General features: G+C 33.7%; 25 protein-coding genes. 15 read left to right on the plus strand and 10 right to left on the minus strand.

Annotated elements, in window-relative coordinates:
* Window positions 1–29: 29 nt before the first annotated feature.
* The 5 genes from ACHRWY_RS24305 to ACHRWY_RS24325 all read right to left on the minus strand — a co-directional run bounded on the left by ACHRWY_RS24305 (window position 30) and on the right by ACHRWY_RS24325 (window position 5,978).
* On the minus strand, window positions 30–2,777 hold the full coding sequence (locus ACHRWY_RS24305; protein WP_395358018.1) for an outer membrane protein assembly factor: 2,748 nt from the start codon (window positions 2,775–2,777) through the stop codon (window positions 30–32).
* A complete protein-coding gene (locus tag ACHRWY_RS24310; RefSeq protein ID WP_395358135.1) occupies window positions 2,710–3,450 on the minus strand; it encodes an isoprenyl transferase in 741 nt (246 codons plus the stop codon). The genes ACHRWY_RS24305 and ACHRWY_RS24310 overlap by 68 nt, the downstream gene beginning before the upstream one ends.
* A 4-nt stretch (window positions 3,451–3,454) precedes the next feature.
* Window positions 3,455–4,144 carry a DUF6089 family protein gene (locus ACHRWY_RS24315; RefSeq protein WP_395358020.1) on the minus strand — a complete coding sequence of 230 codons (690 nt, stop codon included), beginning with the start codon at window positions 4,142–4,144 and terminating at the stop codon, window positions 3,455–3,457.
* A gap of 173 nt (window positions 4,145–4,317) precedes the next feature.
* A complete protein-coding gene (locus tag ACHRWY_RS24320; RefSeq protein ID WP_395358022.1) occupies window positions 4,318–5,205 on the minus strand; it encodes an NAD kinase in 888 nt (295 codons plus the stop codon).
* Window positions 5,206–5,318: 113 nt separating this feature from the next.
* Entirely contained in the window at window positions 5,319–5,978 is a 660-nt protein-coding gene (locus tag ACHRWY_RS24325) for a CBS domain-containing protein (protein ID WP_395358024.1), read from the minus strand.
* 117 nt (window positions 5,979–6,095) lie between these two features.
* On the opposite strand from ACHRWY_RS24325, the gene ACHRWY_RS24330 reads away from it, so the two are divergent.
* The 7 genes from ACHRWY_RS24330 (at window position 6,096) to ACHRWY_RS24360 (ending at window position 12,659) form a co-directional block, all read left to right on the plus strand.
* Complete coding sequence (locus ACHRWY_RS24330; protein ID WP_395358026.1) at window positions 6,096–6,809, plus strand: pyridoxine 5'-phosphate synthase; 714 nt, start codon at window positions 6,096–6,098, stop codon at window positions 6,807–6,809.
* A 24-nt stretch (window positions 6,810–6,833) separates the two neighbouring features.
* Window positions 6,834–7,598 carry an alpha/beta fold hydrolase gene (locus ACHRWY_RS24335; protein WP_395358028.1) on the plus strand — a complete coding sequence of 255 codons (765 nt, stop codon included), beginning with the start codon at window positions 6,834–6,836 and terminating at the stop codon, window positions 7,596–7,598.
* A gap of 214 nt (window positions 7,599–7,812) precedes the next feature.
* Entirely contained in the window at window positions 7,813–8,157 is a 345-nt protein-coding gene (locus ACHRWY_RS24340) for a phage holin family protein (protein WP_395358030.1), read from the plus strand.
* 118 nt (window positions 8,158–8,275) lie between these two features.
* Complete coding sequence (locus tag ACHRWY_RS24345) at window positions 8,276–9,598, plus strand: trigger factor (protein WP_395358032.1); 1,323 nt, start codon at window positions 8,276–8,278, stop codon at window positions 9,596–9,598.
* Window positions 9,599–9,805: 207 nt separating this feature from the next.
* Window positions 9,806–10,480 (plus strand): ATP-dependent Clp endopeptidase proteolytic subunit ClpP, encoded by a 675-nt coding sequence (gene clpP, locus ACHRWY_RS24350; RefSeq protein WP_395358034.1) that lies wholly within the window; start codon window positions 9,806–9,808, stop codon window positions 10,478–10,480.
* A gap of 174 nt (window positions 10,481–10,654) precedes the next feature.
* Window positions 10,655–11,887 (plus strand): ATP-dependent Clp protease ATP-binding subunit ClpX, encoded by a 1,233-nt coding sequence (gene clpX / locus ACHRWY_RS24355; RefSeq protein WP_395358036.1) that lies wholly within the window; start codon window positions 10,655–10,657, stop codon window positions 11,885–11,887.
* A gap of 106 nt (window positions 11,888–11,993) precedes the next feature.
* Complete coding sequence (locus tag ACHRWY_RS24360; RefSeq protein WP_395358038.1) at window positions 11,994–12,659, plus strand: murein L,D-transpeptidase catalytic domain-containing protein; 666 nt, start codon at window positions 11,994–11,996, stop codon at window positions 12,657–12,659.
* Between the two features lie 161 nt (window positions 12,660–12,820).
* Here ACHRWY_RS24360 and ACHRWY_RS24365 read toward each other — a convergent pair whose 3' ends face one another.
* Window positions 12,821–13,783 carry a GlxA family transcriptional regulator gene (locus ACHRWY_RS24365; protein WP_395358040.1) on the minus strand — a complete coding sequence of 321 codons (963 nt, stop codon included), beginning with the start codon at window positions 13,781–13,783 and terminating at the stop codon, window positions 12,821–12,823.
* Window positions 13,784–13,947: 164 nt separating this feature from the next.
* Here ACHRWY_RS24365 and ACHRWY_RS24370 point away from each other — a divergent pair, with 164 nt between their 5' ends.
* From ACHRWY_RS24370 to serB, 6 genes are all read left to right on the plus strand, one after another.
* A complete protein-coding gene (locus ACHRWY_RS24370; protein ID WP_395358042.1) occupies window positions 13,948–14,352 on the plus strand; it encodes an SRPBCC domain-containing protein in 405 nt (134 codons plus the stop codon).
* Window positions 14,353–14,415: 63 nt separating this feature from the next.
* A complete protein-coding gene (locus ACHRWY_RS24375) occupies window positions 14,416–14,820 on the plus strand; it encodes an SRPBCC family protein (protein WP_395358044.1) in 405 nt (134 codons plus the stop codon).
* A gap of 189 nt (window positions 14,821–15,009) precedes the next feature.
* Window positions 15,010–15,417: a VOC family protein gene (locus ACHRWY_RS24380; RefSeq protein ID WP_395358046.1), complete on the plus strand. Its 408-nt coding sequence runs from the start codon at window positions 15,010–15,012 to the stop codon at window positions 15,415–15,417.
* A gap of 2 nt (window positions 15,418–15,419) precedes the next feature.
* Window positions 15,420–15,857, plus strand: a complete 438-nt coding sequence (locus tag ACHRWY_RS24385) for an SRPBCC domain-containing protein (protein ID WP_395358048.1) — start codon at window positions 15,420–15,422, stop codon at window positions 15,855–15,857.
* Window positions 15,858–16,044: 187 nt separating this feature from the next.
* Window positions 16,045–16,494: a VOC family protein gene (locus ACHRWY_RS24390; protein ID WP_395358049.1), complete on the plus strand. Its 450-nt coding sequence runs from the start codon at window positions 16,045–16,047 to the stop codon at window positions 16,492–16,494.
* A gap of 153 nt (window positions 16,495–16,647) precedes the next feature.
* On the plus strand, window positions 16,648–17,877 hold the full coding sequence (gene serB / locus ACHRWY_RS24395; protein ID WP_395358051.1) for a phosphoserine phosphatase SerB: 1,230 nt from the start codon (window positions 16,648–16,650) through the stop codon (window positions 17,875–17,877).
* Window positions 17,878–18,301: 424 nt separating this feature from the next.
* Here serB and ACHRWY_RS24400 read toward each other — a convergent pair whose 3' ends face one another.
* Together ACHRWY_RS24400 and ACHRWY_RS24405 are read right to left on the minus strand one after the other, a co-directional pair.
* Window positions 18,302–18,895: a Zn-dependent protease gene (locus ACHRWY_RS24400; protein ID WP_395358053.1), complete on the minus strand. Its 594-nt coding sequence runs from the start codon at window positions 18,893–18,895 to the stop codon at window positions 18,302–18,304.
* Window positions 18,896–19,017: 122 nt separating this feature from the next.
* Window positions 19,018–20,526, minus strand: a complete 1,509-nt coding sequence (locus tag ACHRWY_RS24405) for a GH3 auxin-responsive promoter family protein (RefSeq protein ID WP_395358055.1) — start codon at window positions 20,524–20,526, stop codon at window positions 19,018–19,020.
* Between the two features lie 261 nt (window positions 20,527–20,787).
* On the opposite strand from ACHRWY_RS24405, the gene ACHRWY_RS24410 reads away from it, so the two are divergent.
* Window positions 20,788–21,582: a DUF2797 domain-containing protein gene (locus ACHRWY_RS24410; RefSeq protein WP_395358057.1), complete on the plus strand. Its 795-nt coding sequence runs from the start codon at window positions 20,788–20,790 to the stop codon at window positions 21,580–21,582.
* Between the two features lie 257 nt (window positions 21,583–21,839).
* The gene (locus ACHRWY_RS24415) at window positions 21,840–22,919 is read left to right on the plus strand and encodes a glycosyltransferase family 9 protein (RefSeq protein WP_395358059.1); all 1,080 of its coding nucleotides are present in this window, start codon (window positions 21,840–21,842) and stop codon (window positions 22,917–22,919) included.
* 50 nt (window positions 22,920–22,969) lie between these two features.
* On the opposite strand, the gene ACHRWY_RS24420 is transcribed toward ACHRWY_RS24415, so the two are convergent.
* The gene (locus ACHRWY_RS24420; protein ID WP_395358061.1) at window positions 22,970–25,564 is read right to left on the minus strand and encodes an AsmA-like C-terminal region-containing protein; all 2,595 of its coding nucleotides are present in this window, start codon (window positions 25,562–25,564) and stop codon (window positions 22,970–22,972) included.
* 172 nt (window positions 25,565–25,736) lie between these two features.
* Window positions 25,737–26,684, minus strand: a complete 948-nt coding sequence (locus tag ACHRWY_RS24425) for an alpha/beta hydrolase (protein ID WP_395358063.1) — start codon at window positions 26,682–26,684, stop codon at window positions 25,737–25,739.
* Window positions 26,685–26,697: the final 13 nt, after the last annotated feature.

The raw sequence follows: 26,697 nt of genomic DNA on the forward strand, positions 1-26,697 counted from the left end.
ATTTTTAAACAAATGTATTAAAAATTCTACTAAAATTGTTGCCCAATTATAAACCCAATGTGTTTACCGTGTGCTTTTGTTTCTCCTGGTTGAGGATCGAAACCGTAACCCCAGTCAATACCTAATAATCCAAATGCTGGCATGAAAACACGTAAACCAACTCCGGCAGAGCGATACAGGTCAAATGGGTTGTAATCTTTAAAGGTTGGGTACGATGAACCAGCTTCTAAAAAGGCTAATGCATAAATCGATGCCGATGATTTTAATGTAATTGGATAACGTAATTCCATAGAGAATTTGTTGTAAATAGTTGCTCCAATTTGATCGCCATTTGCGTTTACAGGCGTTAGTGCATTATTTTCATAACCTCTTAATCCAATTGTTTCTCTACCATCCATAGAGTAATTTGCCATCCCGTCTCCTCCTAAATAAAAACGTTCAAATGGTACAACACCTCTTGACTGATCATAAGCACCTAAGAAACCAAATTCTGTTAATGTTCTTAAAACTAATTTGCCATACACTTTAGTATACCAATCAGCTTTAAATTTGATTTTATAGTACTCTAACCAATTGTATTTTTTCTGATCTACTTTTCCCTGATCAGTATCTGCACTTGCAAAATCAGAACCAACACTTGCAAGACCTGATGATCCGTTTACAGTTTCAGTTTTTACATAATCACCAGTGTTAAGTGGTTTACCATCTATACCAGAAGTTGGAGTTCCTGTATATTGTGATTTGTATTCTTTTTGATTCTTTAGGTCTCCATAATCAATTCCGTTAAATAACGAGTATGGAGGTGTAACTTTTGCAGAAATACTAAAGTCGGAACCATAAGTTGGGAAAATTGGGTTAACCCCTTTATTACTTCTTGAAAGTCCGATTGTATATGCTAAGTTTCTTGATGCCCCATTACCAAAAGTAAATAATCCTGTGTTGTAATTATTTAAATCGTAATGTTGGTAACTAACCGATTGAGATAAAACAAAGTAATCATCCGGCACGGTAAGTCTTTTTGCTAAACCAACTTGTAATGTTAAGATGTTAAAACTTTTGCTTTTATCTACAGTTCTGGTAGCGTAATTGTTTAAGAATTGTTTACTATAGGAGATAGATGAACTAAATTGTACTGGTTTTTTTCCTCCAAACCATGGTTCAGAGAATGACAAACTATAGGTTTGGAAATAGGTACTTCCTTGTAAACGAAGTGCTACTTTTTGTCCATCTCCCATTGGTAATGGTTTGTAAGATTCTTTGTTAAAAATGTTTCTTGCTGAGAAGTTATTGAACGAAAGACCTAAAGTTCCAATGAAACCTCCACCACCGTAACCTCCCTGAAGTTCGACCTGGCTGGATCCTTTTTCGACAACATGGTATTCAATATCTACTGTTCCTGCGCTGGCATCTACATTCTTGAACTTTGGATCAATTGCTTCAGGATCAAAGAATCCTAACTGACCAATTTCACGAATAGTCCTTACTAATTGTTCTTTGCTGTATTTTTCTCCCGGCTTAGTTCTAAGTTCACGGTAAATAACATGATCGTTTGTTTTGTCGTTTCCAACAACAGAGATTTTATTGAAATAAGCAATTGGTCCTTCAGTAACTCTAATTTCGAAATCGATCGTATCATTTACTGTTTTTACCTCGACAGCATTGATGTTAGAGAATAAATAACCATTGTTTTGGTATAGGTTTGTGATATCTTCAGCGTCTGGCTTTGTTTTGTCTGCAATACGTTTTTCCAGTAAAACGCCATTATAAGTTTCTCCTTTTTTGATACCCAGATAGCGATTTAATAGTTGGTCAGAATAAACAGTATTTCCTAAGAATTTAATATTACCAAAGTAATATTTGTTTCCTTCTTCCATTTTAATTTTGATCGCAAGCATATTTTTATCCTTGTTATAGGTAACAGAATCATAAATTATACGTGCATCACGATATCCTTTTTCTTTATAAGCCGCAACCACTTTTTCTAAGTCGGTTTTGTATTTTTCAGGGATGAACTTTGAAGATTTTAAGACACGAAATACATTCTTCTGTTTAGTGTCTTTCATTGCAGATCGTAATTGATTTCCGGTAAGTTGTTTATTACCAATGAAATCAATACTGCTGATTTTTACTTTATCGCCTTTGTCTACCCGAACGAGCATATTTACCTGATGTCCGTTAATGGTATCAGGAGTGTTTGTAATGGTAACTTTAGTGTTGTAAAAACCTTCTTTTTTATATTTATTTTCTATATAATTTTTAGTTGTCGTAATTAAGTTTTCGTTGACAATTTTATTTTTGGTTAAATTGTTGTCCTTAATTAATCCTTCTACTTTGCTTTTCTTTATACCAACAAATTTTACCTCGTTTAATTTGGGAAGTTCGACGATATTTAAGTCCAGGTAAATACTGTCATTTTCGACTTTGTTTACATAAAATGCGATTTCATCAAACAGGCCAAGTTTGCCTAGTTTTTTGATAGCACCACTAATTTCTTCGCCAGGAACTGTTATTTCCTGTCCTTTTTGAAGACCGGAAAAGGTAACAACAGTTTGTTCATTGAAGCTTATTTTACCAACAACAGAAACTTTAGCAAGAATGTATTTTTTTCCCTGATCAAAAGGAACTCTTTCTTGTGCTTTTATTTGTGAAAAACTACCCAAAAGGATTAGGGTAAAGACTATTTGTATTCTTTTTTGTAACACTAAAAAATTATTTAATTTGTTCACTGGTTTTTCCAAATCTACGTTCTCTTTTTTGATAACTAATAATAGCCTCATATAAATCTTGATCTTTAAAGTCTGGCCACAAGACATTAGTAAAATATAATTCTGCATAGGCGATCTGCCACAACAAAAAATTACTTATTCTATGTTCTCCACTTGTTCGTATTAATAAATCTACGTCAGGTAAATTTTGCGTGTAAAGATGCTCATTTATAATTGAATCGTCAATACTGTCTATTGAAATTATATTATTTTTAACTTTATCACTGATGATTCTCACAGCATTTACCAATTCTTCTCGTGATCCGTAACTTAAAGCCAGTGTCAGAGTAAGACGCGTATTATTTTTTGTCTTTTCGATTACATCCAGAAGCTCTTTTTGAGCTGATTTTGGTAATTTATCAAGATTTCCAATTGCATTAAGTCTGATATTGTTTTCTTGTAAGGTAACAAGCTCTTTTTTTAATGAATTGATCAAAATTCTCATTAGTGCTTCTACCTCTAATTTTGGACGATTCCAGTTTTCTGTCGAAAAAGCATATAAGGTTAGGTACTCTATGCCAAGTTTAGCACAAGTTGTGATTGTTTTTTTTACAGATTTTGTTCCGTTTTCGTGACCAAATGCTCTTAAAAAACCTTGTTGTTTTGCCCAACGGCCGTTTCCGTCCATAATAATGGCCAGATGCTTGGGTAAGTTTGTTTGATCTATAGAGTCTATTAAATTCATGTTATTATTCTGCGCAATAGCAAGGTTTTTGTCCAAAGGTATACGTTAAAGTAATACCAGAAAAGATATACCAATCATTATTATTTAGATTTCCAAACTGAAATATGTTTGTGTTTTTTGTGTTGGGGTTGCTTGAGTCAATATCGTCTGTAAAAGTATACCGGGCTCCAACTTCTGCGCCTATAACAAAATGAGGTGTTACATTAGATTTTATACCTAATATAATAGGTATAGCAAATGAACTCGAATTTTTTGAATAGGTTACATTTGGACTGGTCTTGAAACGATATAACTGATCGTAAAGAAAGTAATTTAATCCTGAATATATATAAGGAGTAACTTTAGTATGATAATCGTGCAGATTGAAATCGAAAAAATTGAATTCTAATCCGGCTGAAAGTTCTTTAATATCATTTTCAAAGCTATAGCCTCTTTGATTTCTTCCGGTCTCTTTTGAATCGAGATCGTTTCCTGCTACAGTTGACTGGGTGTAGGAGAATCGGTATGCATGTCGTGGACTTTTATTCCATTTATACAATATGCCAAAAGCCAGTTTTTCCGGAGCGATATAAGTTGTTTTACCTACGTCACCTACAAAGTTGCTTCCACCAAGAAAAACACCAATCTCATTGATCTGAGCATTTAGTGTGATAAAGGGGAAAAAACATAACAATAAATTAAAAATTTTCTTCATTTAATTCAAAATTGCGTGCAAATATAATAATTATCAATACGAATCAACGTTCCTTTAGTTAAATGTGCTTTTTTTTCAATTTACAATATGATTTTGAGACATTTAATAAGGATTCGATACATGCAGAACGAGAAAAAGTCCTATTATCGTATAGTGGTGAACCAGAAAAAAACTTAATTTCTCTTATCTTCTCCCCAAAGCAGTTTGTTTCTTAGTGTTTTTAAGAAGGTTTCGCCCGGAATTTCAACCATTTTTATTTTAAAGTCAGTTTTTTTGATGGTTAGAACCGATTCATTTTTTACTGAAGCAATTCTGGAGTCTAGTGAAACTAAGTAATGATCTTCTCTTCCTGATACTCTGAGTTTAATTTCAGTATCATCCGGAATAACAAGGGGTCTTGCTGTTAAGTTATGGGGGGCAATAGGGGTAATCACTAAGCTTTTAACATCGGGTGTTAATAATGGGCCTCCACAGCTTAGAGAGTATCCTGTTGAGCCTGTTGGTGTTGAAATGATTAAGCCGTCTGCCCAATATGAATTTAAATATTCATTGTTCAGGTAAGTCTCGACAGTAATCATCGAAGTCGTGTCTTTTCTGCTTACTGTAACCTCATTCATGGCAAAATTCAAATCTTCTTCAATAGCGTCATTTTTTGGATCACAGGTTAAGCTTAGTAAGGTTCTTTCAGAAGTAGTATAATTTTTGTCAATTACAAACTGCAAAAAATTATCAATGTTTTCTTTTTGAACAGTGGCCAAAAAACCGAGCCTGCCTGCGTTTATTCCTAAGATTGGGACACCGGAATTACGAACCAGGGTGGCAGCTCTTAAAATGGTTCCGTCTCCACCAATACTAATCAACATTTCATAGCTATTATCTAATGAAGTACTGGATGAAAAAGTTTCGTATTCTTTTTTAACAAGTTGTTTTTCGTAAAGCATTTTTAGAAAGTTTTCTTCAATTACCATTTCAACATTATTAGTGTTGAAAAACAAAAAAATGTCTTTGATAATGGGTTCTGTACTGTTCTGATAATACTGTCCGTAAATAGCTATTTTCATTCTTTTTGATTAGATAATGAAGTAATGTGTCAATTTGAGAATTAAATAATGTAAAAATCCGGAAATGCAAGAATTGCCGAACAGACAAATTCTGAGATTGCCAGATTGGTCATTTATATGTTGAGATATTTATCCAGGTAATCTGAACGTTCTTTTAAACTGTTGATGTAAGCATCTTCCTGATGTTCTGAAATAATTTCGTAATTATAACGTCTAAAAGTCTGAATGATTTCATTCATAGGTCCCACACCAATCTTTAATGTAATCTGAACATTTTCTAAATCTGCTTCAGAAATAAAACAGCCCAGGATTTTACCATTATTACTTTCAACAATTTGTGTTACCTGACCCATGGAATAATCTAAAAGCCCTTTTTGAACGATAATGATGCCGCCTTGTTCTTTTAAAAATGGGGTTTCCTGAAAAAATTTCATGATGTCTTCCATTTCATAATACCCGATGTAGGTATTGTTTTCATCAAGGATCGGAATTACATTCGTGTGATTTTTGGCAAAAACTTCTAAGACATCCAGCCACATCATGGATTTTCTGGCAAAAAAGCGCTCCAGGGTATACTTGTAATCAATTGCTTTTTTGTCTGTATCAAAAGTCTCAACATCGTCAGAAGCAATACTTCCAATAAAAATTCCGTTTTCCAAAACCGGAAAATGTGAAAAATTCAAGTCAGCAAAAAAGTCCTGAACCGAGGCGATCGTTTCCTGACTGTCAATCGCTCTGAAATCATTGGTGATATAGTTTGTAATTTCTGTCATAAATCAATTGAGGATATTTCATTGCAAAATAATCAAAAAATAGCAAAAACTGCTACGTTTTACTTTGTATTTTTGTCGTAACAAATATAGTGTTACTAGAATTAATTATCTATTTATATGACAAAGTTAAGTGTAAATATCAATAAAATTGCAACCCTTCGAAATGCACGAGGCGGAAATGTTCCTGATTTATTAAAAGTGGCTGCCGATATTCAGAAATTTGGAGCTCAGGGAATCACGATTCACCCCCGTCCGGATGAACGTCACATTCGTTATCAGGACGCTCGTGATTTAAAAGCAATAGTACATACCGAATACAATATTGAAGGAAATCCTCAGCATAATTTTATCGATTTGGTTTTAGAATGTAAACCAGCACAAGTAACATTAGTTCCCGATGCAATTGGTGCCATTACCTCTTCGGCAGGTTGGGATACGATAAAGAATCAATCTTATTTAACAGAGGTTATTCAGGAATTTCAACGTAACGGAATCAGAACTTCGATTTTTGTTGATCCGGTTCTGGAAATTATAGAAGGGGCTAAAAAAACAGGAACGGAAAGAATTGAATTGTATACTGAGGCTTTTGCGCATCAATATGATTTAGGAAACAAAAACGGAATTGATCCTTATGTAAAAGCCGCAGAATTAGCCAACGAATTAGGATTGGGAATTAATGCCGGCCACGATTTAAGTTTAGATAATATTCAGTTTTTCAAACAAAATATTCCAGGTTTATTAGAAGTTTCTATTGGTCACGCTTTGATTGCTGAGGCATTATATCTTGGTTTGGATAATGTGGTGAATATGTATTTGAATAAATTGAAGTAATTCCTCAATACTTAAAATTGTAATATGTTATACTCAAAAATAGAAGGAGAAGGAAAGCCATTTATCATTATGCACGGATTTTTGGGCATGTCTGATAACTGGAAAACTTTGGCGGGACAATATGTAGAAGCCGGATTTCAGGTTCATATTTTAGATTTAAGAAATCATGGCCGCAGCTTTCATTCAGACGAATGGAGTTATGAAGCCATGGTGCAGGATGTTTTCGAATACTGTCAGGCCAACCAATTAACTAAAATTGATATTTTAGGACATTCGATGGGAGGGAAGGTAGCGATGCTTTTTGCAACCACACATCCTGATATTGTAGATAAATTAATCGTCGCAGATATTGGACCTAAGTTTTACAAACAACACCATCAGGATATTCTGGCAGGTTTAAATGCAGTTGATTTCTCTGTAAAGCCAAGCCGAAATGATGTAGAAGCTATTTTATCGCAATACGTTCCTGATTTTGGGACACGTCAGTTTTTATTAAAAAACCTGTATTGGATTGAACCGGGGCAATTGGCTTTTAGATTTAATTTAGCTGTTTTTAATACTAATTTAGACGCTATTGGAAAAGCTTTGGCAGATGATTTGATTTTCGAGAAACCAACATTATTTATTCGTGGAGGTAATTCAGGATATATCCCGGATTCAGATTTTGATGCGATCCGTCAGCATTTTCCAAATGTTAAATTCGAAACGATTCCAAATGCCGGACATTGGCTTCATGCCGAAAATCCAAAGCTGTTTTTTGAGTTGACAACTGAGTTTTTAAAAGAATAATTAAGATTTTATAGCCACAGATTAAAAGGATTGTAAAGATTTCTTTCTTTATAACTGCGTCACGTAGACAAAAAAAGATTTAAGCTGATTCTCGCAATTTTTTTACTGCTTTAAAATAAATCTGCTATATCTGCAAAAAATCTGCGTGAAATAAAACACTTTTAATCCAATATAAAATTCATTACTTTTATTACAACTTTAAATCAAAAAAAATATGAAAATATTACTTAGACTCCTTGTTACTGCAGCCTTGGTTTTGTTAATTGCTAATTTACTAACAGGAGTACATGTTGCCAGTTTTGGCACTGCAATAATTGTAGCAGTTGTTTTAGGATTGCTGAATCTTTTTATAAAACCCATATTGGTTATCCTGACATTGCCGGTTACCTTTATTACTTTAGGTTTGTTTTTATTGGTAATAAATGCCATCATTATTTTATTGTGTACTAATATTGTGGGCGGCTTTGCGGTCGATTCTTTCTGGACGGCATTAATATTTAGTGTTATATTGTCTGTACTTCAGTCTGTTACTTATAGAATACTTGGAGACGATAAATAAAATAAATAAAGAAAGCGTGTTTAAAACCGCTTCAAATACAATAGATTAAAAACTTGGTTGGGTTGCAAAAATTTTATAATTTTGCAACCCAATTTTATTATGTAAATTAAAGAAGAAGATGGATATTAAAAGAGTAGCAATAGACGCTGTGAATGAAACAATTGTAATGACAGTTGTTCACATGGATTATAAAGGTCAAGTAGCAAAAAGAATAAACGAAAAAATGCCTTTGGCTACCGTTAAAGGTTTTAGAAAAGGACAAGTTCCTAAAGACCTTGTTGAAAAACAATACGGAAAAGCGATTAAGCAGGAAGAAGTTAAAAAAGTAGTTGATTTGGCTTTAGAGCGTTTTGTTCAATCTGAAAGATTAAATCTTTTAGGAACTCCTCTTGCTAAAGAAAACGAAAACTTTGATTGGGATGCTGAAGAACTAACTTTCGAATATGAAATTGGTTTAGTGCCTAACTTCGAAATTGATTTAGAAGCAAAAAACAATATCGTAAAATATATCGTTACTGCTGATGATAAATTAATCGACGGACAAGTAGAGCGTATCCAAAAACAATTTGGAAAAGCAATTCCACAAGAAACGGTTTCTGCTGATTCTGATTTGACAGGAACTTTTTCTAACGAAGAAAAAGGGATCAACAATACTACTACAATTGCATTATCTACTTTCAATAAAGCTGCTGCTGATAAATTCATCGGTAAAAAAGTTGGAGATGTTGTTGCTGTAAGCACAAAAGGTTTATTCGAAGATGACCACCAGTTAATGGATTACCTAAAAGTGGGCCATGATGATGTTCACGGTTTAGATATCGAAGTAAACTTTACTATCGAAGCTATCAACGGAGCTGAATTGGCAGAATTAAACCAGGAGTTATTTGATAAACTTTTTGGTGAAGGAAAAGTAGCTTCCCTTGAAGATTTGAAAGCTAAAATTAAAGAAGATGCTGAAGCTCAATTCGCACAGCAGGCAGATCAAAAATTATTATTAGACGTTCAGGATTTCCTAATCGAAAATACAAAATTTGATTTACCGGCTGAATTCCTTAAAAAATGGTTGCAAACTGTTGGAGAGAAAAAACTTTCTGCAGAAGAAGCTGAAGTTGAATACGCAAGATCTGAAAAAGGATTACGTTTTCAATTGATCGAAGGAAAAGCAATGGCTCAAAGCAATATCCAAATTACATTTGAAGATTTGAAAGCTTTTACAACAAACGCTATCAGACAACAAATGGCTCAATTTGGACAAACAAATCCAACTGACGAAGAAGTACAGGGAATTGTGGCCAGAGTTTTATCTAACCAGGAAGAAGTAAAAAGACTTTCTGAGCAGGTTGTGGCTGAAAAATTGTTGGAAGTGTTTAAAGAAAAAGCAAATCCAACAACTAAAGAAGTGACTTACGAAGAATTTATTGCTGCTTCTTACGGAGAATAATTTCTAAAAAAAATAAGTATATTTGAGCGTCAGGAGAATTTTTTTCCTGACGCTTATTTTTTTGTTTTAGGTTTATTGAAGTTCGGGAACTTGAGACAAATTAAACCTGAAACAAAAAATAAGACAAATTGACATCCTTTAGAAAGAGGTATAACCTTTGATGGAAGAATAGTACAGATATAACGTAAAACTTAGAACACTTAAAATATGAACTACGGTAAAGAATTTAAAAAATTTGCTACAAAGCACCAGGGAGTAAACGCAATGTACTACGACAAAATCGTAGCAGCAATGAATCCAACTAATATGACTCCATACATTATCGAAGAACGTCAGTTGAATGTTTCTCAATTAGATGTGTTTTCAAGACTAATGATGGACAGAATTATCTTTTTAGGAACAGGTATTGATGATCAGATCGCAAATATCGTTCAGGCACAATTATTATTCTTAGAAAGTGCCGATGCCTCAAAAGACATTCAGATTTACTTAAATTCTCCTGGAGGAAGCGTTTACGCAGGATTAGGAATTTATGACACCATGCAATATATCAAACCAGACGTGGCTACAATTTGTACAGGTATGGCAGCCTCTATGGGAGCTGTATTATTATGTGCAGGGGCAGCAGGAAAACGTTCGGCTTTACCACATTCAAGAGTAATGATTCACCAGCCATCAGGAGGAGCACAAGGAGTTGCAACTGACATGGAAATTAACCTGCGTGAAATGCTGAAGCTGAAAGATGAATTATATAATATTATTTCTCAACATTCAGGACAAACTTTTGATAAAGTACACAAAGACAGTGAGCGTGATTACTGGATGAAAGCCGATGAAGCTAAAGAGTACGGAATGATTGATGAAGTATTGAGAAGAAGCTAAATTTTTTTAAGGTTCGAAGTTGCAAAGGAACTAAGGTCCAAAGATTAACTTGAAACTTGAAACAAAATTAAACTTGAAACAAAAAAATAAAAGTTAATAAGTTACTAAGTTTTTGAGGTTTTAGTAATAAATCTCAGAAACTTAGTAACTTTGCAGCTTAGTAACTAAAAAAGAATGGCTAAAGTAGTATTAGAATGTTCGTTTTGTGGAAGAAAAAAGCCAGAAACCAATTTATTGATTGCAGGTATTAATGCACACATCTGTGATAAGTGTATTGAACAGGCACACGGAATTGTATTAGAAGAATTAAAATCAAGCGGAAGTGCAAAACTTGTTGGAGACTTAATTTTAAAGAAGCCAAAAGAAATCAGAGCTTTCTTAGATCAATATGTTATTGGTCAGGACCAGACAAAAAAAGTAATGTCGGTTGCGGTTTACAATCACTACAAGCGTTTAATGCAACAGCAATTAGATGACGAAGTAGAGATTGAAAAAAGTAACATCATCATGGTAGGTCAAACGGGAACCGGAAAAACATTGGTAGCCAAAACTATCGCAAAAATGTTAGACGTTCCTCTGGCTATCGTAGATGCAACCGTACTTACAGAAGCAGGCTATGTAGGTGAAGATGTCGAAAGTATTTTGACACGTTTGCTGCAAGCTGCTGATTATGATGTGACCAAAGCCGAAAGAGGAATTGTATTTATAGATGAAATTGACAAAATTGCCCGTAAGAGCGACAATCCATCTATAACACGTGACGTTTCTGGTGAAGGTGTACAGCAGGCTTTATTGAAATTACTGGAAGGAACAGTTGTAAATGTGCCACCAAAAGGAGGTCGTAAACATCCGGACCAGAAATTTGTTGAAGTAAATACTCAAAACATCCTGTTTATTGCAGGTGGAGCATTTGATGGCGTTGAACGTATTATTTCTAAACGTTTAAACCGTCAGGCAGTTGGATATTCTACTTCTAAAAACGTTGACAATATTGACAAAGACAATTTGCTTCAATATATTATTCCAAAAGATATTAAAGATTTTGGATTGATTCCGGAGATTATTGGTCGTTTGCCGGTCTTAACACATATGGATCCTCTTGACAGAGAAACTTTACGTGCTATTTTAACACAACCTAAAAATGCCTTAATCAAACAGTATCAGAAGTTATTTTTAATGGATGATGTTGAATTTAATATTAGTGATGAAGCATTAGATTTTATTGTTGATAAAGCTTTAGAATACAAATTAGGAGCTCGTGGATTACGATCATTGTGTGAAGCTATCCTGACAGATGCGATGTATGAATTGCCAAGTTCAGATGATAAAATTTTGACAATCGACAAAGATTATGCAAAACATACTTTGAATAAAAATTTATTGAAGCGAATGGAAATTGCTTCTTAAATATTGAAGTAACTTTTTCAGAGTTTATATATAAACCTGTTCATTTATTTGAACAGGTTTTTTTATACTTTTATAAGACTGTTTCTGTTTTGTGTAAATTATGACCATGAAAAAAATATTTTTTGCTTTGAATTTAATCCTGTTTTTGTCCTGTAATAAGAATAAAGATGTTCATGAAGTAAATTTATCAGGTGCTGTACATACAGATGAAACAACTTCGAAAATAATACCCCGGGATGAGATTAAACAGATTGATTACAGTACTTATTATAAAGAAGCACGAGAATATTGCAAAAAGAAGAATCTAAATCAGGATACCTTTATTTTGATAGATCTGGGAGTTCATTCCGGTTTAAAAAGGTTTTTTGTATATGATTTTAAAAAAGATAAAGTTTTGAAATCCTATCTGGTAAGTCATGGTTGCGGAGATAATAGATGGGGAGCAACCCTGACAAAAGACAACGCTTCAATAAGTAATGAATTTGATTCACACAGTTCTTCAATAGGGAAATTTGTTATCTTGGATCGGGGCGTAAGTCAATGGGGGATTAAGGTGAATTATATTTTGCAGGGAAAAGATAAAACAAATTCAAACGCCAGAAGCCGTGCTATAGTTTTGCATTCCTGGGAAGCTATTCCAAATGATGAAGTTTATCCCGTGGGCACCCCTGAAGGTTGGGGATGCCCGGCAGTCTCGAACGAAAGTATGAAAGAAATTGACGAGCTTTTGAAAACTCATAATAAGGTCTTAATGTGGATTATTAAATCATGATTACCATATTCTTTGCCGCATTTTGTCAATTATGAAAAATATGTTTCCGGTATAGCCCTGATCGAAACGATATCCTGTTGTTGCGGCGTTTGCAACAATAGATATGTGTAGAGCAGGACTAGAGGTGATTTGGAATAACCTGGCTTCTGCTCCTTAAAATATTACTGTACTCTAAACTTTTCCCTGTATTCGATGGGTTTCATGCCAACCATTTTATAAAATACTTTTCGGAATGCTTTTGGATCATTATATCCGGTTTTTTCAATAATTTCAGAAATCGAAAGCTGTGTTTGTTCCAGATATTTTTTAGAACTTTCTACTCTTATATTTTGCAAATATTCAATTGGCGGAATACCTGTCACTTGTTTGAAACGGCGTGTCATGTTTCTGGCACTTGTTGGAATGTCTTTAGTGATTTCTTCCAGTTTTTCGATGCTGTGATACTGGCTTTCGATTTTTTGCTGTAACATCGCAACTAAAGTATCATTATGCAAATGATTGGGCCTAAAAGTGCTAAAATAACTTTGCTTGTATCGGTTAAGGTCAATTGAGAATATTTTGGCGATCTGAACGGCAATTTCATTTCCGCAATATTTCTGAATCAGCAAGATCAATAGATGGAAAGTGGAGGTTGAGCCGCCACTGGTGTATAAACTGCCATCGGCTGTCAAGGTTTCTTCGGGTTTTAATTTTACCATGGGAAAAGCTTTTGTAAAAGCACTGCAGGCATCAACATGCGTTGTAGCGAGTTTTTCGTTCAATAAGCCTGAAGCGGCAAACAAAAAAGCACCTGTACAAAAACTGGCCAATTCGGCTCCTGCCTGATGTTGTTTTTTTAACCACGGAATGAAATTCTTATTTTTGGCAATCATTTCGTTCATATTATCAGTGGTGAAAGCAGGGATTAAAATCAAATCTAAAATTTCAACAGAGTCTTGTATTGAATTGACTTCATAACCAAATAGTATTTCCTGACTGATTTGCTCAGCCGATTGAAAAACCATAATTTCAAAATACTTTTCATTTTTAGAGAGTTTGTTAGCCGTTTCAAAAACTTCTAAAATGGCAGCTATACTTAATAATTTATAGTCGTGCGGTACAATTAAACCTATTTTCTTACTCATGATATTTTTGTTTTTAGGAAAACTATGCAAAAATAACGATTTTGTCTTAAATGACCCTAAAGTTGACTTTTAATGTATCTCAAAGCTAATTGTAATATTTTAAATTTGCTTTAAATAATTTGTAATTTTATATAAAAACTACGCTTAATTTTAAGAAAAATATAATGATAACAGTTCAAAATACAATCAGTGCTGCTATAGATAAAGTTTGGAAAATCTGGACAATTCCCGAGCACATTCAAAAATGGAATAATGCCTACGATAGCTGGCATACTCCTTATGCCGAAAATGATTTGAAAGTTGGGGGAAAATTCAAATACACCATGGCGGCCAAAGATAAAAGCCTGCAATTTGATTTTGAAGGATGGTATACTAAAGTCGAACAATTTTCAATAATAGAATACAAACTTGTCGATGGCAGAACCGGTAGCGTACATTTTGAAAGCATTGGCAATAAAGTAAAAATAACGGAGGTATTTGAACCTGAAGCAGGAAATCCTGAAAATATGCAGAAAGAGTGGTGCCAGAACGTAATTGATAATTTTAAAACATATGTCGAAAGTTTTTAGTTCTTTTAAATCAAAGAAGAATAACCCAGTTTGTAAAAGTGTAATTTTAAAAAAAAATATATAATGATAACAGTACAAAATACAATTCATGCATCAATAGATAAAGTTTGGGAATTCTGGACATTACCGGAACATATTACAAAATGGAGTTTTGCTTCTCCGGAATGGCACACACCTTATGCTGAAAATGATTTAAGAGAAGGCGGAAAATTTACATCGACCATGGCTGCAAAAGATGGCAGTATGAGTTTTGATTTTGGGGGCGAATATACTCTGGTAGAAAAAAACAAAGCAATTGAATACATTCTGGGCGATGGAAGAAAAGTTGAAATTAGTTTTACAGAAACATCAGACGGAGTAGAGGTAATTGAAAGTTTTGATCCTGAAACTCAAAATCCGGAAGAAATGCAACGCGGAGGATGGCAGGCTATTCTGGATAATTTTAAAAATTATGTTGAGAATAATTAGTTTTTTTCTAAAGGTTCAAAATGGCAAAGTTATACAGGTGCTGTTTTTTTTTTTCTTTTTTGAAAACTTGAAATTAAACTTAAAAAAAACTTTATACCTCGCGTCTTTACGATCCAATAAGCACCTTTTAGGAGCATACATTAAATTGCCTTCTATAATTATATGGTTTAAAATTTTAAAATAAAAAAGATGATAAAACAAATTTGGCTGAATTTGCCGGTAAAAGAGGTGGCAAAATCTAAAGCTTTTTTTTCGAAAATTGGTTTCTCTTTTAATGAAGAACACGACACGCCAAGCTCAACTTGTATGTTGGTGGGAGAAGGAAAATTTGTGGTAATGCTTTTTGAAGAATCATTATTTGCAGGTTTTTCTCAAAATAAACTAACGGATACACAATCAAGTTCAGAAATTCTGATTTCTATTGATGCAGAAAGTGTAGCGGAAGTTGATGAATTAGCAAAGAAAGTCGAAGAAGCCGGCGGAAATGTCTTTACGCCTCCTGCCGAAAGTCAGGGCTGGATGTATGGCTTTGGTTTTGCTGATTTAGACGGTCATCGCTGGAATGTTTTATTTATGGATTTTAGTAAATTATCATAATCATGGAAACTTTAGAATTTAAAATAAGAATCAAAGCTTCAGCAGAGAAAGTCTGGTCGGTTTTATGGAATGATGAAACCTACAGAAAATGGGCGGGAGTTTTTTATGAAGGGTCATATGCCGTAAGTGATTGGAAAGAAGGCGGAAAAATACATTTTCTGGGGCCTAATGGTGGAGGAATGCATAGCATAATCGAGAGAAAAATCCCAAATGAATATATGGCTTTTAAGCATTTGGGAGAAATTAAAGATTTTAAAGAACTGCCTATTGATGAAGAAACGGAAAAATGGAGTGGTGCAATAGAAATATATCGATTAACCCCTGATGATGGGTTTACAGATCTTGTAGTTCAGGTTGATGTAGTCGAAAAATTTATTGATTATTTCAAGGATGCTTTTCCGAAAGGGCTGGAAATAGTAAAACAACTTTCAGAGAATTAGGAATAAAGAAAAATAGAATAAAGAAAATAGAATAAAGAAAATAGAGCAAAGAAAATAGAATAAAGAAAATAGAATAAAGAAAATAGAATAAAGAAAATAGAGCAAAGAAAATAGAAGAAAGAAAATAGAAGAAAGAAAATAGAAGAAAGAAAATAGAAGAAAGAAAATAACAAAAAAACAAAATATCATGGCAACATCAGTAAACCCTTATTTAATATTTAACGGAAATTGCGAAGAAGCATTTCTATTTTATAAATCCGTTTTTGGAGGAGAATTTCCTTATATCGGAAAATTTAAAGACATGCCTGCAGGTGAAGATGGAGGTTGTGCCCAAATATCAGAAAAAGATGCCAATAGAGTAATGCACGTTTCGCTGCCAATTGGAAATACCATTTTAATGGGAAGTGATAGTAACGACCAATCTGGCGATGTCGTTTTTGGAGGAAATTTTTCGGTATCAATAAATGTCGAAAGCGCAGCAGAAGGCGATAGAATCTTCAACGGACTTTCAGCAGGAGGAACCATTTACATGCCCATGAATAAAACGTTTTGGGGAGCTTATTTTGGAATGTTCAAAGATAAATTCGGGATAAGCTGGATGGTTAACTTTGACGAAAATCAGCCAGGAAATAATTAAAAAGTTACGTTATTTTAATAGCGGAACATTATTGTTAAATTACTTGAAAAAGCACATCATTATGTGCTTTTTCTTTTCAAAAAAACAAAGATTATCCTTTTTTATCAGCAAGAGATTGCCGATTTTTGTCGCTTCAAAATCAACACAGATAAAATGGCAATAGAAGATAAAGAAATTATTTTATTAAAAGTTTCAGGACATGATAAAATAGGGGTTACAGCAGGTTTAACAGCTGTATTGGCTACTTATGATGCCAATATTTTAGATATTGGCCAGGCTGATATTCATGATACCCTTTCTTTGGGGATTTTGTTCGAAATTGAAGCCGGTTCTTCTTCGGGACCTGTTTTAAAAGACTTATTGTTTAAGGCCTATGAACTGGAAATTAAAGTAAAGTTCATTCCAATCTCTATCGAAGATTACGAAACGTGGGTAAAATCACAATCAAAGCAGCGCTATATAATTAATATTTTAGGAGAGAAACTGGCAGCGTCACAGTTGGCCGCAGTAACTAAAATAATGTCAGATCAAAACCTGAATATCGATTCTATAATTCGATTGACAGGAAGAACGTCTATTGTTGAAAAAGAACAATATCCGCGTTCTTGTATTCAATTATCCGTTACCGGAGAAATTGTAAACAAGATCATCATGACAGCAAGTTTCATGGAAATTTCCAGAACTTTAAATGTTGATATTTCGTTTCAGGAAGATAATATTTACAGAAGAAACCGTCGTTTGGTTTGCTTCGATATGGATTCTACTTTAATCCAAACCGAAGTTATCGACGAACTGGCGGAATTAAATGGAGTAGGAGAACAAGTGCGCGCCATTACCGAATCAGCAATGAATGGTGAAATTGACTTCAACGAAAGTTTCAAACAGCGTATGGCATTGTTAGAAGGTTTGAGTGAAGATGTTTTGCAGAATGTTGCCATCAATTTGCCCATTACACAAGGTGCCCATCGTTTAATGAAAGCCCTGAAATATTATGGTTATAAAACGGCAATTCTTTCCGGAGGTTTCACTTATTTTGGAGAATATCTTCAAAAAGAGCTCGGAATCGATTACGTTCACGCCAATCAGTTAGAAATAAAAGACGGAAAACTTACCGGTAAATATTTAGGAGATATTGTTGACGGACAAAAGAAAGCAGAGTACCTAAAAGCTATTGCAGAAAAAGAAGGTATCCACATCAACCAAACGATTGCGGTTGGAGATGGGGCAAACGATTTACCAATGCTAAACTTAGCTGGTCTGGGAATTGCTTTTCATGCCAAACCCAAAGTAAAAGAAAACGCAGCAACCTCAATTTCAAGTTTAGGTCTTGACGGGGTTTTATATTTGCTAGGGTATCATGATCGATATATTGATATGATGTAATCGAAAGAATTTTTCTCATGTCCGACCAAGGGAGACTCGGGCGATAGCAAACAGATGAAGTAAGTCACAACTCATAGCCCGGCAAAGATTGGCGACATTCTTTACGGAATTACGGGTGTGATTTCTCCTTTGTCGAAATAACAAACAGAACTTAATAAAGATATACAAGGCTTAGTCTTCAATAAAAGCTAAGGTTTTTTATGGGCATGTCCCTCCGGGTCGGGCTATACGTTCCAATCTTTTTGTTTTTAAAGAAAAAACAAAAAGGATTTCCACTCCTGTCCCTTATGCGATTTAGCATAATTCGTAAATTAATGAACTGTAGTTTTTATAAGCAGTTTAGTTTGAATAGCCTCCTTCTTTAGCTGAAGGAGAAGTATAGCAATAGCTTTATTTTGTTTCACTAGCTAAAGCTGGCGGTAAATCAAGAGTTAGACAGGGTTAATTTCCACCCTTTTCCAATTAAATAGTTTTTACATTTTAAACAAAAGTCTTTTTCTTCATCAATAGGATTTTTGCCTTCAGCATCTCTCATTAAACAGGTTTTTGTTGCGCAATGTGGCAATCCCTCGGTATGACCTAATTCATGTAAAACTACTTTATAGAATTGTATTTCTTTGGTTCTTTTACTCAGTCTAAAATCAGAAACTACACAAGACTTGCCAGGATGATACCCCAATCCCATTACGCCCCAATCTTTAATTTTTCCTTTTGTTACGCTAATGTCACGGTTTGATAAACCTACAATTACAGAATCTTTTCCAATATTATTTTTGATGATTCTGATAATACTGTCAGCCCGGTATCTGTTTCCTGGTTCGTAATACGCCTGCTCAGGGAAAGGAATATTCTGTCTTAATACAACATTTGGATTAATTGCCTGTATTTTGTTGTAAACCGTCTTTGCCTGTTCCGTTTTAAAATCTCCTAAAGGTTGAAGTACAATTGTTTTTTGGTGCTGCTGTTCTTTTGTACAGGAAATAAAAGCAAAAACTAAAATCAAAATGTAATGTCTCATTTTATGAAGTCGATTGTTTTGAACTTTTTCTAAGTGTACTATTTATGAGTAGTTAGAAATTGATTGTATTTAGAACGGAAACATTTGTACTAACGATGTAAATTAGTGGCAAGCTTTAGGTTCTACATTTCCTTCAATTGCTCCAAATAATCTCTCTGATTCGAAAGTCTGGGAATTTTATGTTGTCCGCCTAATTTGTCGCGTTCTTTTAACCAATCGTAAAATAAGTTTTCACGTGCCACATTAATTACCAAAGGGTTTAAAGTCATATTGTTATGGCGTTTGGCCTCATAATCAGAATTTAAAGTTTGTAACGTTTCGTCCAGTACTTTCTGGAAAAGACCAACATCTGCCGGTTTTTTCTTGAATTCAATCATCCATTCGTGGGCACCTTTTTCTTTATCCTGCATAAAAATTGGAGCAACGGTATAATCAATTACCTCCGTTTGGGTAAGCTGACAGGCTTTGGCAATTGCCTGATCGGTATTTTCTACCATTAATTCTTCCCCAAAAACATTAATATGATGTTTGGTTCTGCCGGTAACCCTGATTCTGTATGGATTTAAAGAAGTAAAACGAACCGTGTCTCCAATCAGATAACGCCATAATCCTGAATTTGTAGTAATCACAATCGCATAGTTTTTATTTAATTCAACATCTGCCAGACGAATTACTTTTTGATTGGGAGTTCCAAAAGTGTCCATTGAAATGAATTCGTAAAAAATGCCATAATCCAGCATCAGCAATAAATCGCTTGAATTGTTCAAATCCTGAATAGCAAAAAAGCCTTCAGAAGCATTGTATATTTCGTAATATTTAAAATCTTTACTAGGTAATATTTTTTTGTATTGTTCTTTATAAGGAGAAAAACTCACGCCGCCATGAAAGTAAACTTCCAGATTGGGCCAAATTTCCAATAAGTTCTCTTTGCCTGTATTTTCTAAAACCTTATTCATTAAAACCAGCATCCACGAAGGAACTCCGGCAAAACTCGTTACGTTTTCATTTTTGGTTTCGTTTATAATGGCAGCAATTTTAGCTTCCCATTCGCTCATCAATGAAGTTTTGTTGCTGGGCGTACTGCTAAATTCAGCCCAAATAGGCATGTTTTCAATTAATATAGCCGATAAATCACCAAAGAAAGTATTGTTGTTTTCGTAAATCTGGGAGCTTCCACCCAAACGAAGGCTTTTCCCTAAAAATAATTCAGAATCTTCATTGTTGTTCAGATACAAGCAAAGTAAATCTTTACTGCCTTTATAATGGCAATCTTCCAGCGCTTCGTTGCTTACCGGAATAAATTTACTTTTAGCATTTGTAGTTCCGCTTGATTTGGCAAACCATTTTATAGGAGTTTCCCAGAATACATTTTGTTCACCCTGACGAGTACGTTCAATTAAAGGCTGAAGTTCTTCATAAGTGGCAATCGGAACCCTTTCTGTAAAGGTTTGATAAGAGCTTATGGATTCAAAATCATATTGTTTTCCTATAATTGTGTTTTCAGAGGCCGTTAATAAATTATGCAACAGTTCTTCCTGAACTTCATTTGGATATTTTAAAAAAAGTTCGATTTGATGTATCCTTTGTTTTAGGACCCAGGAAGCAAAAGAGTTGATTATTGATAAGGGCATGGATGATTTTGGATTTTAGATTGCTGATTTTAAATTTTAGATTTTTCAATGGTAGTAAAATCAGGAAATTTAAAATTTGAATATCGATTGACAAATATTAACTTTGCCGTTGTATCAAAAATAGTATTTTTTTGTAAAAAAAAACAGCATTAAGGAGTAAAAGATTGTACTTTAAAAATTGAATTTAGTATTAAATTCAGATTTTAAGAAATTGTCTTTAATCTAAAATCAGCAATCTAAATCTAAAATTCACCAATTCTAATGACATATCAAGGAGTACTTACCAAAATGCAAACTGAACTAGGAAACCCAATTCAGTATTATTTGGTTTTCGAAGACAGTTTTCTAAACATGAATCAGTTATTGAATAAAGAAATTGAGATTAATTTTGCAGGTTTTGAATGTTTGAATTGTCATAAAAAGAAAAAAATATTCCGCCAGGGGTTTTGCTATGATTGTTTTTATTCGAGTCCTGCCGTTGGGGACTGGATTATGCGACCGGAACTGAGTACGGCACACTTAGGCATTGCAGACCGTGATTTAGAATATGAGCAAAAAGTACAATTGCAGCCTCATATTGTGTATCTGGCTTTGGCAAGTGAAGTGAAAGTAGGGGTTACCCGAAAAACTCAGGTGCCAACCCGTTGGATTGATCAGGGTGCTACGCAGGCAATTGCCATTGTTGAGGTCCCCAACCGATATTTGGCCGGAATTACTGAAGTCGCTTTAAAAGATCATTATACAGATAAAACAAATTGGAGAAAAATGCTCCAGAATACAAGCGGGGTTTTTGATTTGCTTGCTGAAAAAGCTAAAGTTGAAAGTTTAATTCCAGCTGAGGTACAAGAGTATTTTTACAATCAGAAAAATGATCTATATGAACTGAATTATCCGGTTTTAAGTTATCCTGCTAAAGTGGCAAGTTTGAATTTAGATAAAACCCCAACCTTTCAGGGAAAGCTTACCGGGATCAAGGGTCAATATCTAATTTTCGAAAACGGAACAGTTTTTAACATTCGTGGTTCAGAAGGGTATGTTGTCACTATAAACGTCTAGTGATAGTCGCAAGTCGTCGACTTTTTGCTGCTAACTGTCTATTATATTGTTATTTAAAGAATAATTTATTGTAATTTTATATCACTTTCCAAGGCATAAACATGTGAATATTAATACATTTCGTTACAATTTTGTAACAAATGCTTATTGGAAGAATTTAATTTTAAAAAATAAAAGAACCTAGATTTGATTTGATCATTTCAAGCTTTATTTCTAAAATTAATTGAAAATTTTATAATTCATAAATTATTTAATAGATGAGTGTTTTAAGCAAAATAAACGACTATAGGCGTGGTATAATGCGCAACCTGACGAAGGATATTGGAAAACCAAAAATGGAAGATGATTTTATTCTGGTTGATAAAACTGAAATTAAGAGGGTTCTTATTTGCAGGCCAAATGCAAGATTAGGAAATCTTTTATTGATAACGCCTCTCGTTCAGGAAGTTTCGGAAACATTTCCAAATTGTAAAATTGACTTATTTGTAAAAGGTACTCTGGCACCTATTATTTTTGAAAATTACGATGTCGTCAATAAAACAATTCACTTGCCTAAAAAACCTTTTAAAAATTTACTTCAATATATAAAGGTTTGGATCTCTATAAAAAAGGAGCCATATGATATGGCCATCAATGTTGATCAAAATTCTTCTTCAGGCAGATTAGCAGTGCGGTTTTCAAATGCCAAATATAAATTCTATGGAGACTCAGGACATGAGGAAACAGACAAAAAAAATGATTTTGATCACATTGCAAAGTACCCCGTTTATAACTTCCGCCACTATTTAACAAAGCTTAGATTAAAGAAAAGTAATAAAATAGTAGCTCCTCTCGACCTTAAATTATCATCTTCTGAAATTGCCCTGGGCAAGAAAACATTACATGATTTAGGAGATGATAACAAAAAAACAATCTGTATTTTTACTTATGCAACCGGAGCAAAATGTCTTTCGGAAGAATGGTGGGAAAAATTTTATGCACAACTCCTGGCCGAATATAAACACTACAATATCATTGAAATCCTGCCTGTAGAAAATGTTTCTCAAATAGGGTTTAAGGCGCCAACATTTTATAGTAAAGATATTCGCGAAATAGGAGCTGTCATTGCCAATGCCGATTTGTTTATTGGTGCCGATAGTGGCATTATGCATTTGGCAAGTGCTGCACAAACTCCAACTATAGGATTGTTTTCCGGAGCAAATATAAAAAAATATGAACCTTATGATAATTGCAGTGTTGCAGTAGATGTTAATTTGTATACTAAAAAAGAGTACATAAAAACAATAAACTCAATTTTAAACAACGGAAAATTAAATATTTATTCAAACGCGATATAAAAAATAGAGTAACAAAAAAAAGGCATCCGTTGTGGATGCCTTTTTTTGTTTTAGTTTTTCTTCTTAAATAAACCATTTATTAAGTCACTTGCTTTTTTAGTGACTTCCTGAGTCTTTTGTTCTTTTTCTGTTTTTGCAGCTTGCGTTGTGTCTTTTGCTTTTGTGTTTTTATTGATTAAATCACTAAGGGCAGAGGCACCTTTTTGGGTTAGCTTTTCTTTTTGCTGATTTGCCACCTGTGAAGCTAAACTGGTAACCGCACTTTTCATATCAGTCGATATTTTCGGATTAGAAAAATTACCTGTAATCATAGCATTTATTGGAATGTTTTCCAGTTTTGCAGCATCTGCAGGCGACATTTTTGCAAGAAACGCATTCGCTTCATTTCCTAAATATTTAGCCGGAACATCTAATTTTAAGTTGTAATTCATAGTTTGGTCAAAACCGTGAGTTCCACCCACTGTAATTTTAATGTCCTGATATTTAATGTCAAATGGTTTTACATTTACTTTCCCGTTCTCAAAAGTTAAAGCAGCCTTAATATCATTTAAATTCACCTTATTCATATCGATAAATTTAATGTTTGAAGTTAAAGCATTTAATACAGTCGAATTTTTAGAATTTATAGTAGTAGAAAGTAATTGTCCTATCAAATCTCCTGAAATCGATTTTAGATCCGGAGTAAGTTCTTTGGCATCAAGATTTCCGTTTAATTTTATCGTCGAATTCAATTTTCCATTGATGATTCCTGCGATAGGTGCAATTTTTTTCATCATGTCCAATTGCGTAAAAGTTTGTGCAATATCAACCTGATTAAAACCTAAATTCATGTCAAAAGTAGGGACTTTTGCTTTGGTTGAAACCGTTCCTGTTAAACCAATCGTTCCTCCAAAAATTGATGTTTTGAAGTTTTCTAAAGTCGCTTTTTCATCTTTTACAATCAATTTTCCGGAAACATCCTTTAATTTTAAATTATCATATAAAACCGTTGTTGCTTTTGCATTTATAGTACAATTTAAGAAAGCAGGAATCTTCATTGCCTCGGTTGGTTTTGCCTCTGTTTTAGCCGTTGCAGGTTCTCCCGCAGTCATGAAATCATCAACAGCCAACTGGTTTGAACTCATATTGAAGTTTCCTTTAAGTTCTTGTTTTTTGAACATAAAACCATAGAAATTTTCAAGAACTCCATTAATGCTTAGGTCGCTTTTTCCGGTTGTTGCATCAAATTTTTTCAAATTGATTGTACTTGGATTAAATTCAACCAAAGCCGTGCTAATATTCATCGATTTGTTGTTTTCATCCGTATACTTAAATCCTGATAAACTCATCGTTCCGGCATTTTTAATGTTTTGATATTGGCTTTTTTCTACAGAGGCCATATCAAATTGTGTTGTAACATCAGCTTTTAAAATACCGGCAAGAGGTTTGTCGATTTTAATTGGATATGCTTTTGAAAGATTAGCCAGGTTGATAGTTCCTTTTAGAGCCGCATCCACAAACGGATTCACGGTTATGTTTTTAATATTTGCCTTAGCATTAAAAACATCCTGATCTATTCTAAACGATAGCTTGTCTAAGTTAACGTAAGTATCATTTAAGATCCCTGTTTCGTTAATAATTTTTGTGTCGATCACAATATTCTGAACTGATTTTGGCAGGTTAGGATATTGAAAAGAAGCATTGTTTGATGCAATAGCAATATTGAATTTAGGAACAGTTGTATCTGTCAATTGCCCTTTTGCAAAACCAACGACAGTAAAATCTCCTGTTGTTTTTACGCCATCAAGACTTGAAGAATAAGCTGAAGGAATTAAGCCTAAGAAGTTGGTAAAGGATGAAGTTGGCGTTTTAAATTTTAAGTCATAATTCTGACCCGCTTCAACCATCTGAATATATCCGTCAAATTCTAAAGGCAATTGGTTGATTAAAGCTTTATTCTCTTTAAATGTATATTTGCTTTGTTCTAAATCTATTCCTAAAACGGCATCTAAAGTTAATTTTACATTTTTCATGTAATTGATCTTATCCATATCCAAAGAAACCTTAGCAGTTGATTTTGTAGTCAGGTCTAATTTTGAATTGGTAAAATCACCTGTTCCTTCATGGTTTAAGCTATCGATTACCATTTTTATTTTAGAACCCTGATCGATATATCTGAAAGTAAAATTCTCAATTTTATAGTTTTGAATTTTTAAAGAAAGCGGTTTACTCTTATCGTCTTTCTCGGTTTTTTCTTTGTCTTTAAGAGCAATATCAAAGTTTCCTACACCATCTTTATTGAAGATAATATTAATCAAACCATTTGTTGAGCTAATTCCCTGAATACTTAAAGGTTCGTCTTTTCCTTTAAAAAGTTCTTTAATACTCATTTTTAGGTTTAATTCGCCTAACGAAACCAAAGTATCGCCTTCAAAAGGTGCTTTGTTGATGATGACCAGTTTTTCGATTCCAACCGTCGCATTCGGAAAGTTTCTAAACAAACTTAAATCGGCATCTGCAAAACTTACTTTAGCATCAACGCTTTCGTTAATGGCTTCGGCAATCTTAGCTTTTATCTGATCTTTAAAGAAATACGGAATGGCAAATAATGCGGCTACAATCACCACGAGAACAATGGCTGTAATTTTTAAAATTTTCTTTAACATATAAATAGATTTGAGAGTTTAAATTGATAATCGACTCGTGCAAAAATAACTTTTTTTGATGGAGTTCGCAGATAAAGTTTTTGTAAAATATAAGAAATATCCCTGATTTTGTTGAAAAAAAAATCCGTCTGAATATAGTTCAAACGGATTTTTAATGATTTTATGATTTCAGTTATTTTTTAATGAAAGAAATGATCTTGTTTGTCATCACTTCTGAAATAGGTAAACTCTCATTATTATAACTTTCTATATTTGCCTGATTATCACCTTTGATGATTTTCATGACATGATTCATGTCGTCAACAATCAAAAGTTCAGCATTTTTGTTTGACTGAGATAAAAGCTCAGCATCTTTTACCGTTACCTGTAAATCCTTATTTCCCTGAAGGATTAGAATTGGGAAATTTATTTTTTTAATTTCTGCCTGCGGGTTATATTTAAACCATGAAATCAAATAAGGCTGAATGCTTGCTCTAAATAAAGAATTAAGCATCGGATCTACTTTTTGGACATAGTGACCGCTTTTGAGGCTATCAAGAATGGGAAAAGTTAATTCTTCTAATTGTTTATTTGCTTTAGATGTAATTTGAGTTTTTATCAACTTATCTGCTGATTCTGCAGGACCTGCAATAGAAATAAATTTATTTGCTTTTGCGCAGGCAATCATCCCAATTAAAGAACCTTCGCTATGACCAATAACAATAACTTCAGAGAAACGTTTGTCCTGTTTTAATAAATTAATCCAGCTTTTGGCATCTTCGGTATAATTCTCAAATACTAAAGTTTGTTCTGAAACTGCAGAGGCCTTGCTTTCGCCAATTCCTCTTTTGTCATATCGTAATGATGCGATTCCGTTTTTTGCCAGAGTTTCAGCCAGCATTTTCAGGGAATTGTTTTTCATCATCGGATTATTTCCATTTCTGTCTGTTGGTCCTGAACCGGAAATTATCAGTGCTACCGGATATTTTGTCTTTAAATCAGGAGTAGTTAAAGTACCAAAAAGCTGATCTATATTTATTTTTAAAATTATAGGAGTTTCTTTAAAGGTAATTTCTTTTTTATCCTGTGCATAAATAATGCTCATAAATAAAACACCAATAACAGCAAATAGCTTTTTCATTTTGACAATGGAA

The sequence above is a fragment of the Flavobacterium sp. FlaQc-48 genome, assembly GCF_044007335.1.
GTDB lineage: Bacteria > Bacteroidota > Bacteroidia > Flavobacteriales > Flavobacteriaceae > Flavobacterium.

Bases quoted from the DNA above. Each gene is read 5' to 3' on its own strand.
- ACHRWY_RS24320 (WP_395358022.1), bottom strand. From the start codon at position 5,205: ATGAAAATAGCTATTTACGGACAGTATTATCAGAACAGTACAGAACCC.
- ACHRWY_RS24370 (WP_395358042.1), top strand. From the start codon at position 13,948: ATGATAACAGTTCAAAATACAATCAGTGCTGCTATAGATAAAGTTTGG.
- ACHRWY_RS24325 (WP_395358024.1), bottom strand. From the start codon at position 5,978: ATGACAGAAATTACAAACTATATCACCAATGATTTCAGAGCGATTGAC.
- ACHRWY_RS24375 (WP_395358044.1), top strand. From the start codon at position 14,416: ATGATAACAGTACAAAATACAATTCATGCATCAATAGATAAAGTTTGG.
- ACHRWY_RS24420 (WP_395358061.1), bottom strand. From the start codon at position 25,564: ATGTTAAAGAAAATTTTAAAAATTACAGCCATTGTTCTCGTGGTGATT.
- ACHRWY_RS24305 (WP_395358018.1), bottom strand. From the start codon at position 2,777: ATGAGGCTATTATTAGTTATCAAAAAAGAGAACGTAGATTTGGAAAAA.
- ACHRWY_RS24400 (WP_395358053.1), bottom strand. From the start codon at position 18,895: ATGAGACATTACATTTTGATTTTAGTTTTTGCTTTTATTTCCTGTACA.
- clpX (WP_395358036.1), top strand. From the start codon at position 10,655: ATGGCTAAAGTAGTATTAGAATGTTCGTTTTGTGGAAGAAAAAAGCCA.
- ACHRWY_RS24380 (WP_395358046.1), top strand. From the start codon at position 15,010: ATGATAAAACAAATTTGGCTGAATTTGCCGGTAAAAGAGGTGGCAAAA.
- ACHRWY_RS24410 (WP_395358057.1), top strand. From the start codon at position 20,788: ATGACATATCAAGGAGTACTTACCAAAATGCAAACTGAACTAGGAAAC.
- ACHRWY_RS24345 (WP_395358032.1), top strand. From the start codon at position 8,276: ATGGATATTAAAAGAGTAGCAATAGACGCTGTGAATGAAACAATTGTA.
- ACHRWY_RS24360 (WP_395358038.1), top strand. From the start codon at position 11,994: ATGAAAAAAATATTTTTTGCTTTGAATTTAATCCTGTTTTTGTCCTGT.
- ACHRWY_RS24415 (WP_395358059.1), top strand. From the start codon at position 21,840: ATGAGTGTTTTAAGCAAAATAAACGACTATAGGCGTGGTATAATGCGC.
- ACHRWY_RS24390 (WP_395358049.1), top strand. From the start codon at position 16,045: ATGGCAACATCAGTAAACCCTTATTTAATATTTAACGGAAATTGCGAA.
- ACHRWY_RS24330 (WP_395358026.1), top strand. From the start codon at position 6,096: ATGACAAAGTTAAGTGTAAATATCAATAAAATTGCAACCCTTCGAAAT.
- serB (WP_395358051.1), top strand. From the start codon at position 16,648: ATGGCAATAGAAGATAAAGAAATTATTTTATTAAAAGTTTCAGGACAT.
- ACHRWY_RS24385 (WP_395358048.1), top strand. From the start codon at position 15,420: ATGGAAACTTTAGAATTTAAAATAAGAATCAAAGCTTCAGCAGAGAAA.
- ACHRWY_RS24365 (WP_395358040.1), bottom strand. From the start codon at position 13,783: ATGAGTAAGAAAATAGGTTTAATTGTACCGCACGACTATAAATTATTA.
- ACHRWY_RS24425 (WP_395358063.1), bottom strand. From the start codon at position 26,684: ATGAAAAAGCTATTTGCTGTTATTGGTGTTTTATTTATGAGCATTATT.
- ACHRWY_RS24405 (WP_395358055.1), bottom strand. From the start codon at position 20,526: ATGCCCTTATCAATAATCAACTCTTTTGCTTCCTGGGTCCTAAAACAA.
- ACHRWY_RS24315 (WP_395358020.1), bottom strand. From the start codon at position 4,144: ATGAAGAAAATTTTTAATTTATTGTTATGTTTTTTCCCCTTTATCACA.
- ACHRWY_RS24310 (WP_395358135.1), bottom strand. From the start codon at position 3,450: ATGAATTTAATAGACTCTATAGATCAAACAAACTTACCCAAGCATCTG.
- clpP (WP_395358034.1), top strand. From the start codon at position 9,806: ATGAACTACGGTAAAGAATTTAAAAAATTTGCTACAAAGCACCAGGGA.
- ACHRWY_RS24335 (WP_395358028.1), top strand. From the start codon at position 6,834: ATGTTATACTCAAAAATAGAAGGAGAAGGAAAGCCATTTATCATTATG.
- ACHRWY_RS24340 (WP_395358030.1), top strand. From the start codon at position 7,813: ATGAAAATATTACTTAGACTCCTTGTTACTGCAGCCTTGGTTTTGTTA.